Below are 12,532 nucleotides of genomic sequence, written 5' to 3'. Positions count from 1 at the left end.
GAAAGCGGTTTATTCTTTTGTGAGGAGAGGGATACGATGGAAGAAACAAAACATTTGTCGGATAAGAAAAAAAGGCCGACTGAGGAACAAATTCAAATGTTTATCGGTAAATTAGCTCTTCATCAGCTGGAGCAATTCGAAGACGCACTGCAAAAACGTTATGATTTGCAGCGGGAATTACGTTTTCCTTTTGGAAGGCAGGAGGGCTGGGGCTATCGTTATGCCCACAAGAAGTCGTTGCTCTGTTACCTTTTTTTTGAAGAGGGTGGGATTGCCTGCACGTTATCCATTAATGACAAAGGTGCATCTAAGGTTGAAGCAATTCTTGCTCAACTGCAGCCGCAGATGCAAAGGCTCTGGAAGGAGCGCTATCCCTGTGGCGAGCAAGGGGGATGGCTGCATCCGAAAATTAGAACAGAGCAAGATTTGACTGACATTCTCTCCTTGATTGCAATCAAGGTTTCACCTAAGAAAAGCTGAGGATAAATCAGCTTTTTTTCTTTGAATAAAATAATTGATTGTTTTAAGTAAAATGTCTAGCAATTTTTGTTAAAAAGAATTTTATAAAAATGCGCAACAAAAAAACTAATTTTCTGTTGGTAAAATCTTGAATTTAAGCTTTAAAAACTTCTGAAAAAGATTATAATATATATAGTTCTACTTTTTTTGTGTGAAAACTTGTATGTTTTTTTGAGAAGTAGAGCTATTTATAGGGATTTTTTTGTTAAAGTGTCATAAAAAAAGGGGGAAGTTGTTTATGGTAGGAAGTGCAAGAGCCTATTTAAGAAAGGATCAGCGCCTAGGGAATTACCACGCTAATCAAAGAGAAAATCAGATACAAGAAGCGGGTGAAAACCTGATAAAGGAAGACAGGGCTGCAATCGAAACGACGGATGATTGTCATATAACGTATCGTAACTGGTGCAAACGGGTAGCATCGGAGCAGTTTATGCCATTTTGTTTATCATTTAGGAGTTATCAATATAAATTGGAAAAGTATCTCTATCCAGCAATTGGTGAGGTCCCTCTACAAATGCTGGATCGCTTCATGCTAGTTAATTTAATGATGGATTGGAAGCAAAAAGAAGTAGATGCTTACACCATTGAAGAATTGAAGTCTTTACTCAGCAAGACCTTAGATTATGCTGTTCAGCTAGACATTCTTTCAGAGAATCCTTATGAACAGATCGTGAAAAAAAGGACCAGAGTAAGAATCGAAGCGCTCTCCTTGTCGGAACAAGCGGACTTAGATCAATTCATTGAAAGAAAAAACAGTCTGCCAGGACAAGCTGCAATTATCGCCTTATATATGGGATTACGAGCTGAAGAGATCGCTGCATTGAAATGGGAGGATATCGATTGCGAGCAAAATCTTTTATATGTTAAGGCAGGTGCAGCAGAAGATAGGAGATCAACCGGTGCGCAACGGATTATTCCCATACCGGATAAAATTGTTCCACTTTTTTTGCGTCTGAAAGAATCTGCGGAAACAAGTCACTACGTTTTTTCACAATTCAATCAATCAAGGCAGCCGCAATGGCTTACTGAATATTTTCATGGGAATGAAGAGAAAGTTAAGTTGGCCCCCATTCATTTTCGCCGACTGCGTTATACTTTTGCTAAGTGCTTGTTGGAAGAGATCGGCGATCTTACGGTCGTTAGTGCTTTAATGGGAGAGCCGGAAACGTCGATAAAAGTAGACAATGATCTCCGTGAAGTAGTTCAACAACCAGTAGTCATTCAAACAGTTGATCAACCAATCCGAGCATAAGTAAAATACTTTTGATACGATAATAAGAGAACGCTTGCTAAAGATCCCCTTAGGCTTTTTACCTAAGAGGATCGTCCTTTTTTAGGAATGTTTGGCTAAAAACTTTTTCAGCTGGCCTTCATTCATCATATGAATCGTCTGGAAATCACCCTTATAATAGATGGCCCAGTTGTTAAACATGCCGGGCAGATTTTTGGCTGTTTCTAGACTATCGACTGCAATGGTATTCAATGGAATCTCGTTAGCAGTACAATAGTTTTCAACTTCTTTTAAACCATTAGGGATGAAAGGACATTGCAGACCATAAAAAATAGTCAGCTCCTGATCATCAATCTGCTGCTTTCGAGCATTTTCGGCAAATTGCGGCAGAGTGTTATCAAAGGAAAGAGCCAGCAGTTCATAATCTCCCACTAGCGTATCCACAACCTCAAACCCGTGAAAGGTCAGAAATTTCTTATCACTAAGAAAGGGACTCTTCTTTTTCGAGCTGACAACACAAACGCCTGATTTGTCCTGTGCTTTCGCATCAGCGATACAATAGTCCAGCAAGGCTTTCCCATGACCGTGTCCCTTGAATTTCCCTGAAACCCATAAGCAATAAATATACAAATAGTTTTCTCCCACTACTGGGACCCAAGCCGTTTCCAGAGGTGAATACTCAATAAAGACTTTGCCGTTTTCGTTAAGCTTGCGAAAGATGTGTCCCTCTTGAATTCGATCGTTCAGCCAAGCCTTTTTAGTATCCACACCGGCTTGATGCTTCATGCCGGCAATCGCACAGCAAAGATGTTCTTGGGCGATATTTTCTTGGGTTAAATTAACATATGGGCTCATGAACTCACCATCCATTTTTCTCTTATTTTATCACAGTTGCTAAGAAGATAGTCTAGAAAAAATAAGGCAGCTCAAGAGCGGATAAATTGTTATACATTCAATTGCAAAAATTTATACAGCTTTTTTCTAAGGTAAAAGTGAGAATTCGCCTTAAAAATCAAAAGAAACGAATCCCTACCTTTAGAAATAGGTAAGGTTCCGTTTCTTTGTTTCTGAAATGCTAAACGAATTGTTGTATTGAATGAAGCCTATTTCCGACGATTGATCGTTTTAATTTAGCGCTTCTTTTAGTTGGATTTTACTGGTGGCTGTAGCATCTTTCACTTCTTCTTTAACTGATTTAACCGTATCGACCACTTCTGATTTAACGTCTTGCTGCTCTTCCTTCAGCTCCTGTTTTAAAGCGACCATTTCCTTTTTTGCTTCGGCCTTCCAAATCGGTTGAAAAACATAACGATTAACTGCGACTAGACCTAAAGAAGCAACGACCAAGACTAAAATTGTTTTATCCAATAGATTTTTTTTCATAAAAAAACCTCCTCTTTTTTCATTTATTTATCCGAATGTTTTCTACTTCTCTATCATAGGAGAGATGGAGCCGGAAGACGTCAACCTTAAGTCCTATTTTTGACTCGGAAAAAAGGCTTGATTCACCACTTATACCGAAATATAACCGCTTGTGCTAAAAGGCATTTTTCGCAGCAAGTTTTTTGGTAAACTATGAATGTAGAGAGGTGATGGAAGTGGAACTATTCAAGGTTCATTTGTTGGTTTCAGAAAAATATCAGGATTCAGAGGTAGAAGTCAAAACCTATGATCTTGAATTTGGTAAGAAAATGATCGAGCATGTGAATGAGTTTTCTGGTAAACCAGCAGTACTCTCCTTAAAAACAATTGATGGGTATCAGTTGATTCGGCAGGATGAGATTATTTATGTGGAAGTATTTGGCAAGGAAGTAAATATTCACTTAAATGGGGAGCAAGTGGTTGTGCGGCAAGCCTTAACTAGCCTGGAGAAACTGCTGGACAGCAAGAAATTTGTGCGGGTAGCTAAATCAACCATCATAAACCTAAACAAGCTGCAGCGGTTGGAGGTAGCCTTTTCCGGTAATTATTATGGTTTTTTACAAGACGACTGTCAGGTCGTAATCTCCAGACGCTATTTCCAACAATTAAAAAATAAACTAACCCTTTAGGAGGAAGCAACATGAAAATACTTAAATCAGCAATAATCGGCTTGATGACAGGCAGTTTAATTTTGATGGTTTCGGGACTATTTTTTGTCGATGCCAAGGTTCGAGGGATGGTGATTGGCTGCTTACTAATGACAACGCTGATTGGCGCATTATCGCGAGTGTATGACAGTAATCTCCCGCTGCTTCCTGCTGCGGCAATTCATTTATTTGGCAGTTATGTTCTATTTTTTAGTACAGCTTACTTAGTGGACTTGTTTCCATTCAAATTAGGACCGATAATTTCTGGCAGCTTCATTTTTGCCGCAATTTTCTTTTCTATCTGGACCGTTTATTACTTTGTAGAAAAAAAGAAGATCGAAAAGATGAATGAACAGTTAAAATAGCGAATTGGGACCTTGGAATTTTTCCAGGGCCTTTTTTAATTTTACGGATTTTTTCTTAAAAGGTTTGATATAATTAATTGAAACGAGGGTTCTTTTACGGTTCGATTATAATCGATAGAAAGAAATATCAAGAAAGCAGTTAAGTAGTTAAATAGATTGGAGAGCAAAAATGAAAAAAATGGTGTTTGTTGCAACATGTCTGCTTTTCACCACGTTCCTGTCAGCCTGCGGAGGTAATGACACTGGAAAAACAACAGAGTCAACAGGTCCTATTTACGTGGATCAGGATTTTTTGGATTCTTTAGGTAAAGGACTTGAAGAACGATGGAGCTATGCGGAAGATAATGATGATGGGGAAAAAGAAGGACTGCAAAAGGCGACAAATTATGAATTGACTATCCTTGATCGCTATACAAGCGGACAATTTAAGGATACAAAGCTTCAAGAAAAAGCAATTGCTTACATCAATGAACTGAAAAATGGACTTGAAGTGACAGAAACGTTTGGGTCTGACTCTTTTTATCAGAAGTGGGAGAAGCATTATTCTACTCGTACGAAAATGCTGGTGGATTTTTCAGAGAACTATACGATTCCTATTTCTAAAAAGTATGAGGCTACCCTAAAAGAATTAACAGCCCATGGCACAGAAGTTGCTCAAAAAGAAAAGATTGAGGAAGAGATTCAAACGTTGCTTCAAAATGCTGGATTTGCAGAGGAGGGTGTGGATAGCGGAATCATCTATCGCAACTATACTGCAACGGTTGAAAACACTACGGGTGTCAATGTGAGCAGTCTGACTGCCACAGTTAATCTATTGGACAGTGAAGGTGTAGTCATAGATACTACCTATTTGAGTGCCAACAACTGGCGCCCGGGTCAAAAATATAAATTTGAATTTATGACAGATAAGGAATTTCAAAGTATCGATGTTGCTATTTCTTATTACCAGACGGAAGACTAAAGCAAAAAATTACTACTCTTTGACTAAAAAAAGGGTAGTAATTTTTTTGTAGTGAGAGTCAGTAGTTTAGAAATGACATAGCAACTTTGTATAACTATTGGTAAAATAAAAGGAAAGAACCGGGAGCATTATTATCAATCAAAAGGAGCACACCTTTGAAAGAAGTCGAGACCGGGTAGATTTCCACTTAGCGGTCATGGAAGAATCAACCTTAGACAAACCGGATAATCCTCATGATCCTAATGCAGTGGCAGTTTTCTTTGAAGACCACAAATTAGGTTATGTTCCCAGTGGTAAAAATGATCTGCTGAACCAAATGCTTTATTTTGGTTCTGAGGATATTTTTGAAGCGAGAATTCAATATGCAAATATGGAAAGTCACCCAGAACGGCAGTTTCGAGTAGTTGTTAAGCTGAAGGATGGTCGTAAGTAAAAGGAGGAAACTAGTTGTTAATGAATTCAAATTATAAAGTAGCTTTTTTTGATGTGGATGGAACGTTGGCTGATAATGAACTGCCTAGGGAGCTGGGGATTTATGGACGAATTCCTGAGTCAGCTAAACGAGCTTTAAGCAAATTGAAGGAGGAAGGGATTGAACCGGTGATTGCTTCTGGACGTAATTACGAGAAGATCGCTGATTTTGCAGAACTGCTTGGGGTAGACAGTGTCATTTCTTCCAACGGAACTTATGTTACTTTTCAAGGGGAGCCGGTGGCTAATCATTATCTGTCCATTGAGTTAGTAAAGGAAATGGTGGAGCAGTTTCAGGCGAAGCAAACAGACTTCTTATTGGAAACACCTGAAGAAATTCTAGAATATTCTGCTGACGAACTATTGCCAGAAAATATTCTGCAATTTTTATGTCATTGCCCTAAAGAAGACTTGCCATCGCTAGATACAGAGAAGCTAATTGCTGAGAAGGTGGCCCCAACCGCCTTGAATATCCACTATAAGCATGTCTCGAAGGCGAGTGGAGTCGAAGAAATTTTGCAAAAAATGGGGATCAGCTCCGATCAGGCTTTGGCATTTGGAGATGAAGAAAATGATTTTGCCATGTTTGAAAAGGTAGGCTTTCCGATTGCGATGGGAAATGGCAATGATGAACTGAAAGCTAAGGCCAGCTATGTAACAGATACGGTTAAAAACCATGGTATTTGGAAGGCTTGCCTTGAGCTTGAATTGTTTGAAGAAGAATAAAAGCAAACACAGCATCGGCAAAACTGTACTGTAAATTCTTTTTTTTTGAAAAGCTGAAAGGTTTCTTGTGAAGTTATCGGCAAGATTAAATAAGCAAGTACGTTCTTAGTAGAAGTAAGTTGATGCAATCTGTTAATGCGATAGGAAATGAAAGACAAACAAGCTGATGAAACTTAAAATAGGGCATTCGACCAATGTTTGTTCTTATGGCTGCTGAACTGAAAAGGGCGCTTCATTCTGTTTAAAATCAGAATGAGGCGCTCTTTTTACATTCGGGAAAGCTTTTTGACTGAATTTCGTTGGATCAGTTCGGTGTTTAGCAGAATTTGCTTTTTCACTTTTGAGGCAGTCAGGCCATTTTCAATCATCGTGATGGCTTCCATAGCAATTTCCTTGATGGGAACGTGGATGGTGGTCAGCTCGGGTGTCGTCACACGACATTCAGGAATGTCATCAAATCCAACAATCGACAGATCCTCAGGTACTGAATAGCCTAGCGAATTCAACGTTTTCAGCACACTGATGGCAATGTAATCATCCTCGCAGAAAACAGCAGTCAGGTCAGCTATGAAAGCGTCGAATTTCTCCAAATTTTTATCAATCAGCTGCAGGTTCATGGCCGGTAGATAAAATTTAGGCAAACTTTCCGGATTGATGTCATAAAATTTTAGGGCATCCTTGAAGCCACGCCGTCGATCGTAAAAGTTATTGATTCGCGGCAGGCCTTTAATGTATCCAATACGCTCGTGTCCCATCTCCACTAGATGTCTAGTGGCAGCGTACACCCCCTGGTAATTGTTCATCGTAATGGTGTTGCAGTTTAAATTGTTGCATTGAGTATCCAAGATCACTAAATTTTCAAAGCGTTGATTGACAGGAGCTATATGAGCTGCTGTTAAATTCGTACCCAACAGAATGATGCCGTCGCTGAGATCATGAGACTCCAGCTCAGTTAATTTCTCTAATAAGTGATGCTTTGGCAAATTGTTTGTCGTCAAGACATGGTGATTTCGACTAGCCTCGGTAGCAATGTAGGAAAGCAGCTCCTTAAAAAAAGGCAATTGATCGTATTCTTCAGTAATGACATCTTTATTGGTACAGGCCACCAAACGAATCGACAGCTTGTCTTCCTCCACCTTCGTATGCTTTCGCATCGGGACATAATTATACTGTTGGGCAATTTTTAAAATGAATTCTCTCGTCTCTTCACTGACTCCGGGCTTACCGTTTAGGGCTAAGGAGGCGGCAGATTTTGAAACGTTTGCTAAACGTGCGACATCTTCTAATTTCATTTTCTTTTCTCCTATATAAATGAACTTAACTAAACAAAAGAGATTTAGTTTAGTCGGTGGTTAGGGCTATCTTTCTATTTTTAACTCATATTGATTAATTTGTCTACTTGTTTTACAAGAAAACGCCTTCTCTTTTCTTAGTTTACTAAACTAAGAAATAGAATTAGTTTTTTTTACTTGTTTTACCTTGTTGCGGTTGAGGACAGATGATAATCTACTGAAAAGAAAGCGTTTAAGAAAGTGAGGAGCTCCAATGGATCAAGTAAAAATTGGTTTTGCACCAACAAGAAGAAATTTATTTAGTGCGGATGCCGCAATTGACTATGCAAACTTAACTCGAGAAAAAATGAAAGAACTATCAGTAGATTATGTAGATATTTTAGATATGAATCAGGATGGGCTTTTATATGATGACGAGGGGGTTGAAAAAATTGTTGCTAAGTTTAAGGAAGCTGAGGTTGACGGATTATTTTTAGCCAATGTTAATTTTGGAACCGAATACGCCTGTGCTCGTTTAGCCAAAAAGTTAGATATCCCAGTTTTGTTATGGGGACCGAAGGACGAAACACCAGCAGAGGACGGCTCACGGCTGCGGGATACTCAATGCGGCTTGTTCGCGATTGGGAAAGTATTGCGGCGCTTCAAAGTTCCGTTTACTTATATGAAGAACTGTGACCTTGATGCGCCAGAATTTGAACGAGGCCTTCAGGACTTTATTAAAGTCTGTAATGTGGTGAAAACTTTTAAAGCTACCCGTATTTTACAAGTTGGACCGCGTCCTTTTGATTTTTGGACTGTAATTTGTAATGAAGGGGAATTATTGGAACGTTACAACATTTCTCTTTCACCTGTGCCAATTCAAGAGGTGGTTCAGGAAATCAACCGAATCAAAGCTGATGAATATGAAAAGGTACAGAAAACTATTGATTACTTTAAGCAACAGACGGAAGTACAAATTACGGAAGCTGAATTGGAAATGGTAGCAGCCTTGAAGGTCGCATTACAAAGCTTATGTGAACGTTATGGCTGCAATTCAGGAGTTATTCAGTGCTGGACCGCTTTGCAGGATGAAATCGGAATTTTGCCTTATGCTTCTTTGTCATTGTTACAGGAAGAAGGGATTCCATTCGTTTGCGAGACCGATGTGCACGGAGCCATATCAGAATTATTAGTCGAGGCTGCTTCCTTAGGAGAACATCGCGCAATTTTTGCAGATGTGAATTGCCGCCATCCAGAAAATGAGAACGGTGAGCTGCTGCAGCATTTAGGTGTATTCGCTTATTCCACTGCTGAAACCAAGCCAATTTTGCCGCCCAAGCATTTTGTTTTCGATTATCCTGGTTCGGTTGCCTTCCGAGCTATCAAGGATGAGTACACCCTTTGCCGGTTTGATGGCGACAATGGAGAATATTCGTTGTTAATGGGAACTGGTAAAGGGATTGACGGTCCTTACAATCAAGGAACGTATCTTTATTTAGAATTTGAAAATTTGAACCGCCTGGAATTCAAGTTAGTTTATGGACCCTACATTCATCATGTTGCTGCCGTTCGCAAGAATGTTGTACCGATCTTATATGAGGCATGTAAATATATAGGGGTTCAACCGGATTTTTATGACCCAATTGAAGAAGCTGTTCAAGCATATCTTAGAGGAGAGTAAATATGGAAAGTTTAAACTTGCAACAAAAAGCCTTAAGCATTCGCAAAGATGTCATGCAATTAGTTTACGATGCTAAAACGGGCCACACTGGTTCGGATTTATCTTGTACTGATCTGTTAGTAGCTCTCTACTATGAAGTGATGGCGATTGATCCAGCCAATCCTAATCAAACCGATCGTGATCAATACATTCAAAGTAAAGGACATGCAGCGGAAGTCTTGTGGGCCGTTTTAGCCGATCGAGGATTTATTGATCAAACTGAACTGGCCAGCTTTTCACAATTTGGCTCACGTTTAATCGGTCATCCTAATAATAAAGTAGCCGGAGTAGAAATGAACACCGGGTCACTAGGCCATGGCTTGCCAGTTTCAGTAGGAATTGCTTTGGCGGGAAAATTGGATCATAAAACATACCACACCTATACTTTGATGGGAGACGGCGAGTTAGCGGAGGGTTCCGTTTGGGAAGGGGCAATGGCCGCAGCTCACTACAAACTGGATAATTTAACAGCAATCATTGACCGTAACAACCTGCAAATTACTGGCGCGTCTGAAAATGTGATGGGGTTAGAACCATTGAATCAGAAATGGCAAGCTTTCGGCTGGGACGTTCATGAAATTGACGGCAATAATATGGCAGAAATCGTTGCTACCCTAAAGCAACCCAATCAACCAGGAAAACCGAAATTGGTGATTGCTCATACAGTCAAGGGGAAAGGCGTATCCTTTGCTGAAAATCAGGCAGCTTGGCATCATAAAGTTCCAACTGATCAGGAACTATCTAGTGCCTTGGAACAGTTAACAAAAGAGATGGAGGAATTAACTCATGACTAAGCAAAGCATAGCTAATCGGCAGGTAATGTGTGAGGTATTAATAAAGGAAGCCAAGGCGAATGGGGATATTTTAGTTTTGACCAGTGACTCTCGTGGCTCAGCCTCCCTAGCCGATTTTGCTAAGCAGCTGCCAGAGCAATTAATCGAAGTGGGCATTGCGGAACAAAATTTAGTTAGTATCTCAGCCGGGTTGGCTCATATGGGAAAACGGCCCTTTGCCGCTTCACCGGCTTGCTTCTTAAGTATGCGCAGTATTGAACAAATTAAAGTCGATGTTGCCTATTCTAATAAAAACGTCAAACTGATAGGTATCAGTGGCGGTGTCAGCTATGGTGCTTTAGGAATGAGTCATCATTCCCTACAGGATTTCGCTGTTACACGAGCGATTCCCAATCTGCAGGTGCTAGTGCCAGCAGATCGGCTTGAAACCAAGAAAATGTTTCAAGCCTTGGCTGCTTCCAACACTCCGGCTTATGTTCGTTTAGGCCGAAACCCGGTAGAGGATTGTTATAAAGAAGATTATGAGTTTGAAATCGGCAAAGCAGTCACTATGCAAGAAGGAAAGGATATAACCTTAATTGCAACTGGTGAAACGGTTCGTCAGGCGATGGATGCCGCGGAGCTGTTGATGGAGCAAAACATTTCTGCCAAAGTAGTAAACATTCATTCTCTGAAGCCGTTCGATAGTGAGGCAGTAAAGGCGGCAGCTCTTGCAACTAAACGTGTGATTTCAGTTGAGGAACACAGTATCTATGGTGGTTTAGGTGCAGCGGTGGCTGAGGCTTTATCGGAAGAAACGGGAATTCGACATAAAATTATTGGTTTTCCTGATGAAGCTTTATTAACTGGTACCAGTGAGGAGCTTTTCAAGCATTATGGCTTGGATGGTGCTTCCTTAGCTAAACAGGCTGCTGAGATGGTGAAATAAAATGAAGAACTATCGCTTAGTCATTGACCAAAGCACCTCTGGAACCAAGCTGCTGCTGTTTGAAAACGGTCAGCTTGCCAAGCGGTATGATAAAGCCCATCGGCAAATTTTTCCTCAGTCCGGTTGGGTGGAGCATGACCCATTGGAAATCTGGCACAATGTAGAATTATTGTTAAATCAAGCATTGGAAGAAAATCAGCTGCAGGCTAAGCAAGTCGCCTCCTTGTCCATTACCAATCAACGAGAAACCATCGTGGCTTGGGATCGAATAACTGGCAAACCGCTCTATAATGCGATCGTCTGGCAATGCAACCGCAGCCTGGCGATTTGTGAAGAACTAATTAACGAAGGGAAAAGTGATTTTGTTCAAGCCAAGACTGGTTTGACCATTGACTCTTACTTTTCTGGCACTAAGGTGAAATGGCTCTATGACGAAGTGCCCGCAATTGCTAAAAAATCAAGCAGCGGGGAATTGGCTATTGGAACTATTGACAGCTGGTTAGTATGGAATCTGACCCAGCAGCACGCTTTTGTCACAGAACCAAGCAATGCTTGCCGCACATTGTTGTACAATATTCATACCCATACTTGGGATAATGAATTGTTGGCACTATGCGGAGGAGCTGCAACAGATTTCCCTGCAATTAAGGATTCTTCTGAGATTGTTGGCCATTATCGAGGAATTCCTATTCAAGGGATTATGGCTGATTCACAGGCGGCATTGTACGGTCAAGGCTGCTTAAAGTCTGGTGAAGTGAAAGTAACCTTAGGAACAGGCTGCTCGATTATGATGCAGGTGGAAGAAAATGATAGCTATCAGGATCAACGGATTTTGACGACAATTGCGCAAAGGCAAGGAACTAAAACGCATTATGCCTTGGAAGGAATTATTCGTTCCTGTGCTGACTCGATTCGCTGGTTCGATGAGCAGGTAGCTAGTATGGCCGACAGCAGTACACTCTGCAACCAAGTCTTGACAGAAGAACGTCAAGCAGATGTGTATTTCTTACCGGGGTTGCAGGGATTAGGGGCCCCATTTTGGAATAATGAAGCAACGGGAGCTTTTATAGGTTTGAAACGGACTACTTCTAAGCTGGATATGCTAGGGGCGATTTTAGATAGTATTATTTTTCAGGTTAAAGCAGTGATCGATGTGCTGGAATTGGTTTCTGGTCATAAGATTTCAGTCATTAAGATTGATGGAGGAGTTACTCGAAACAGTGCGCTAGTTCAACAGTTAGCCAACTTACTGCAAAAAGAAATTATTGTGAACGATATTGAGGAATTGTCTGCACTAGGTGCGATGTTGTTAACTGGAGAAGTGCCAGAACAGCCCAATTTGGCTGGTCAGCAAGTAGTGCCGCAGGCCAGTGAAGACTTAAATGACAAATATCTACAATGGTACAAGTTAGTGAATGTAGTTTCAGCTCTGACTTAGGAAGTAGTTGAAAACAGATACGAAAAGGAGGAAATATTA

General features: G+C 40.5%; 14 protein-coding genes. 11 read left to right on the top strand and 3 right to left on the bottom strand.

Annotated elements, in window-relative coordinates; translation table 11 throughout:
* The first annotated feature begins 36 nt into the window (after nucleotides 1-36).
* Together IGI49_RS19750 and IGI49_RS19745 are read left to right on the top strand one after the other, a co-directional pair.
* Nucleotides 37-480 (top strand): DUF3788 family protein, encoded by a 444-nt coding sequence (locus tag IGI49_RS19750; RefSeq protein ID WP_429965858.1) that lies wholly within the window; start codon nucleotides 37-39, stop codon nucleotides 478-480.
* Nucleotides 481-757: 277 nt separating this feature from the next.
* Nucleotides 758-1,771 carry a tyrosine-type recombinase/integrase gene (locus tag IGI49_RS19745; RefSeq protein ID WP_429965859.1) on the top strand — a complete coding sequence of 338 codons (1,014 nt, stop codon included), beginning with the start codon at nucleotides 758-760 and terminating at the stop codon, nucleotides 1,769-1,771.
* A gap of 81 nt (nucleotides 1,772-1,852) precedes the next feature.
* On the opposite strand, the gene IGI49_RS19740 is transcribed toward IGI49_RS19745, so the two are convergent.
* Entirely contained in the window at nucleotides 1,853-2,605 is a 753-nt protein-coding gene (locus IGI49_RS19740) for a GNAT family N-acetyltransferase (RefSeq protein WP_429965860.1), read from the bottom strand.
* 270 nt (nucleotides 2,606-2,875) lie between these two features.
* Nucleotides 2,876-3,133 carry a YtxH domain-containing protein gene (locus IGI49_RS19735; protein WP_207701830.1) on the bottom strand — a complete coding sequence of 86 codons (258 nt, stop codon included), beginning with the start codon at nucleotides 3,131-3,133 and terminating at the stop codon, nucleotides 2,876-2,878.
* A gap of 215 nt (nucleotides 3,134-3,348) precedes the next feature.
* Between IGI49_RS19735 and IGI49_RS19730 the strand changes: the two genes are divergently transcribed.
* From IGI49_RS19730 to IGI49_RS19710, 5 genes are all read left to right on the top strand, one after another.
* On the top strand, nucleotides 3,349-3,801 hold the full coding sequence (locus IGI49_RS19730) for a LytTR family DNA-binding domain-containing protein (protein ID WP_429965861.1): 453 nt from the start codon (nucleotides 3,349-3,351) through the stop codon (nucleotides 3,799-3,801).
* An 11-nt stretch (nucleotides 3,802-3,812) separates the two neighbouring features.
* The gene (locus tag IGI49_RS19725) at nucleotides 3,813-4,184 is read left to right on the top strand and encodes a DUF3021 domain-containing protein (protein WP_429965862.1); all 372 of its coding nucleotides are present in this window, start codon (nucleotides 3,813-3,815) and stop codon (nucleotides 4,182-4,184) included.
* Nucleotides 4,185-4,353: 169 nt separating this feature from the next.
* Nucleotides 4,354-5,145 carry an FxLYD domain-containing protein gene (locus IGI49_RS19720; protein WP_429965864.1) on the top strand — a complete coding sequence of 264 codons (792 nt, stop codon included), beginning with the start codon at nucleotides 4,354-4,356 and terminating at the stop codon, nucleotides 5,143-5,145.
* A 196-nt stretch (nucleotides 5,146-5,341) separates the two neighbouring features.
* A complete protein-coding gene (locus tag IGI49_RS19715; RefSeq protein WP_429965865.1) occupies nucleotides 5,342-5,578 on the top strand; it encodes an HIRAN domain-containing protein in 237 nt (78 codons plus the stop codon).
* Nucleotides 5,579-5,598: 20 nt separating this feature from the next.
* Complete coding sequence (locus IGI49_RS19710; protein WP_429966090.1) at nucleotides 5,599-6,342, top strand: HAD family hydrolase; 744 nt, start codon at nucleotides 5,599-5,601, stop codon at nucleotides 6,340-6,342.
* 266 nt (nucleotides 6,343-6,608) lie between these two features.
* On the opposite strand, the gene IGI49_RS19705 is transcribed toward IGI49_RS19710, so the two are convergent.
* The gene (locus tag IGI49_RS19705; RefSeq protein WP_429965866.1) at nucleotides 6,609-7,634 is read right to left on the bottom strand and encodes a LacI family DNA-binding transcriptional regulator; all 1,026 of its coding nucleotides are present in this window, start codon (nucleotides 7,632-7,634) and stop codon (nucleotides 6,609-6,611) included.
* Between the two features lie 253 nt (nucleotides 7,635-7,887).
* Between IGI49_RS19705 and IGI49_RS19700 the strand changes: the two genes are divergently transcribed.
* Genes IGI49_RS19700 through IGI49_RS19685 form a run of 4 tightly spaced genes read left to right on the top strand, consistent with a single transcriptional unit; the run spans nucleotide 7,888 to nucleotide 12,493 of the window.
* Entirely contained in the window at nucleotides 7,888-9,294 is a 1,407-nt protein-coding gene (locus IGI49_RS19700) for an L-fucose/L-arabinose isomerase family protein (protein ID WP_429965867.1), read from the top strand.
* Nucleotides 9,295-9,296: 2 nt separating this feature from the next.
* The gene (locus tag IGI49_RS19695) at nucleotides 9,297-10,127 is read left to right on the top strand and encodes a transketolase (RefSeq protein WP_429965868.1); all 831 of its coding nucleotides are present in this window, start codon (nucleotides 9,297-9,299) and stop codon (nucleotides 10,125-10,127) included.
* A complete protein-coding gene (locus tag IGI49_RS19690) occupies nucleotides 10,120-11,055 on the top strand; it encodes a transketolase family protein (protein ID WP_429965869.1) in 936 nt (311 codons plus the stop codon). The genes IGI49_RS19695 and IGI49_RS19690 overlap by 8 nt, the downstream gene beginning before the upstream one ends.
* Before the next feature lies 1 nt (nucleotide 11,056).
* The gene (locus tag IGI49_RS19685) at nucleotides 11,057-12,493 is read left to right on the top strand and encodes an FGGY-family carbohydrate kinase (protein ID WP_429965870.1); all 1,437 of its coding nucleotides are present in this window, start codon (nucleotides 11,057-11,059) and stop codon (nucleotides 12,491-12,493) included.
* The last annotated feature ends 39 nt before the right edge of the window (nucleotides 12,494-12,532 follow it).

Origin of the sequence: Enterococcus sp. AZ071 (genome assembly GCF_050499065.1) — a bacterium.
In the GTDB taxonomy this organism is placed as follows: Bacteria; Bacillota; Bacilli; order Lactobacillales; family Enterococcaceae; genus Enterococcus_A; species Enterococcus_A ferrettii.
The sequence above is the reverse complement of the archived record's forward strand: the minus strand, read 5'-3'. Positions and strand labels throughout refer to the sequence as shown.

Coding starts and splice junctions, on each gene's coding strand:
- IGI49_RS19750 (WP_429965858.1), top strand. CDS start 37: ATGGAAGAAACAAAACATTTGTCGGATAAGAAAAAAAGGCCGACTGAG.
- IGI49_RS19745 (WP_429965859.1), top strand. CDS start 758: ATGGTAGGAAGTGCAAGAGCCTATTTAAGAAAGGATCAGCGCCTAGGG.
- IGI49_RS19740 (WP_429965860.1), bottom strand. CDS start 2,605: ATGAGCCCATATGTTAATTTAACCCAAGAAAATATCGCCCAAGAACAT.
- IGI49_RS19735 (WP_207701830.1), bottom strand. CDS start 3,133: ATGAAAAAAAATCTATTGGATAAAACAATTTTAGTCTTGGTCGTTGCT.
- IGI49_RS19725 (WP_429965862.1), top strand. CDS start 3,813: ATGAAAATACTTAAATCAGCAATAATCGGCTTGATGACAGGCAGTTTA.
- IGI49_RS19720 (WP_429965864.1), top strand. CDS start 4,354: ATGAAAAAAATGGTGTTTGTTGCAACATGTCTGCTTTTCACCACGTTC.
- IGI49_RS19715 (WP_429965865.1), top strand. CDS start 5,342: ATGGAAGAATCAACCTTAGACAAACCGGATAATCCTCATGATCCTAAT.
- IGI49_RS19710 (WP_429966090.1), top strand. CDS start 5,599: ATGAATTCAAATTATAAAGTAGCTTTTTTTGATGTGGATGGAACGTTG.
- IGI49_RS19705 (WP_429965866.1), bottom strand. CDS start 7,634: ATGAAATTAGAAGATGTCGCACGTTTAGCAAACGTTTCAAAATCTGCC.
- IGI49_RS19700 (WP_429965867.1), top strand. CDS start 7,888: ATGGATCAAGTAAAAATTGGTTTTGCACCAACAAGAAGAAATTTATTT.
- IGI49_RS19695 (WP_429965868.1), top strand. CDS start 9,297: ATGGAAAGTTTAAACTTGCAACAAAAAGCCTTAAGCATTCGCAAAGAT.
- IGI49_RS19690 (WP_429965869.1), top strand. CDS start 10,120: ATGACTAAGCAAAGCATAGCTAATCGGCAGGTAATGTGTGAGGTATTA.
- IGI49_RS19685 (WP_429965870.1), top strand. CDS start 11,057: ATGAAGAACTATCGCTTAGTCATTGACCAAAGCACCTCTGGAACCAAG.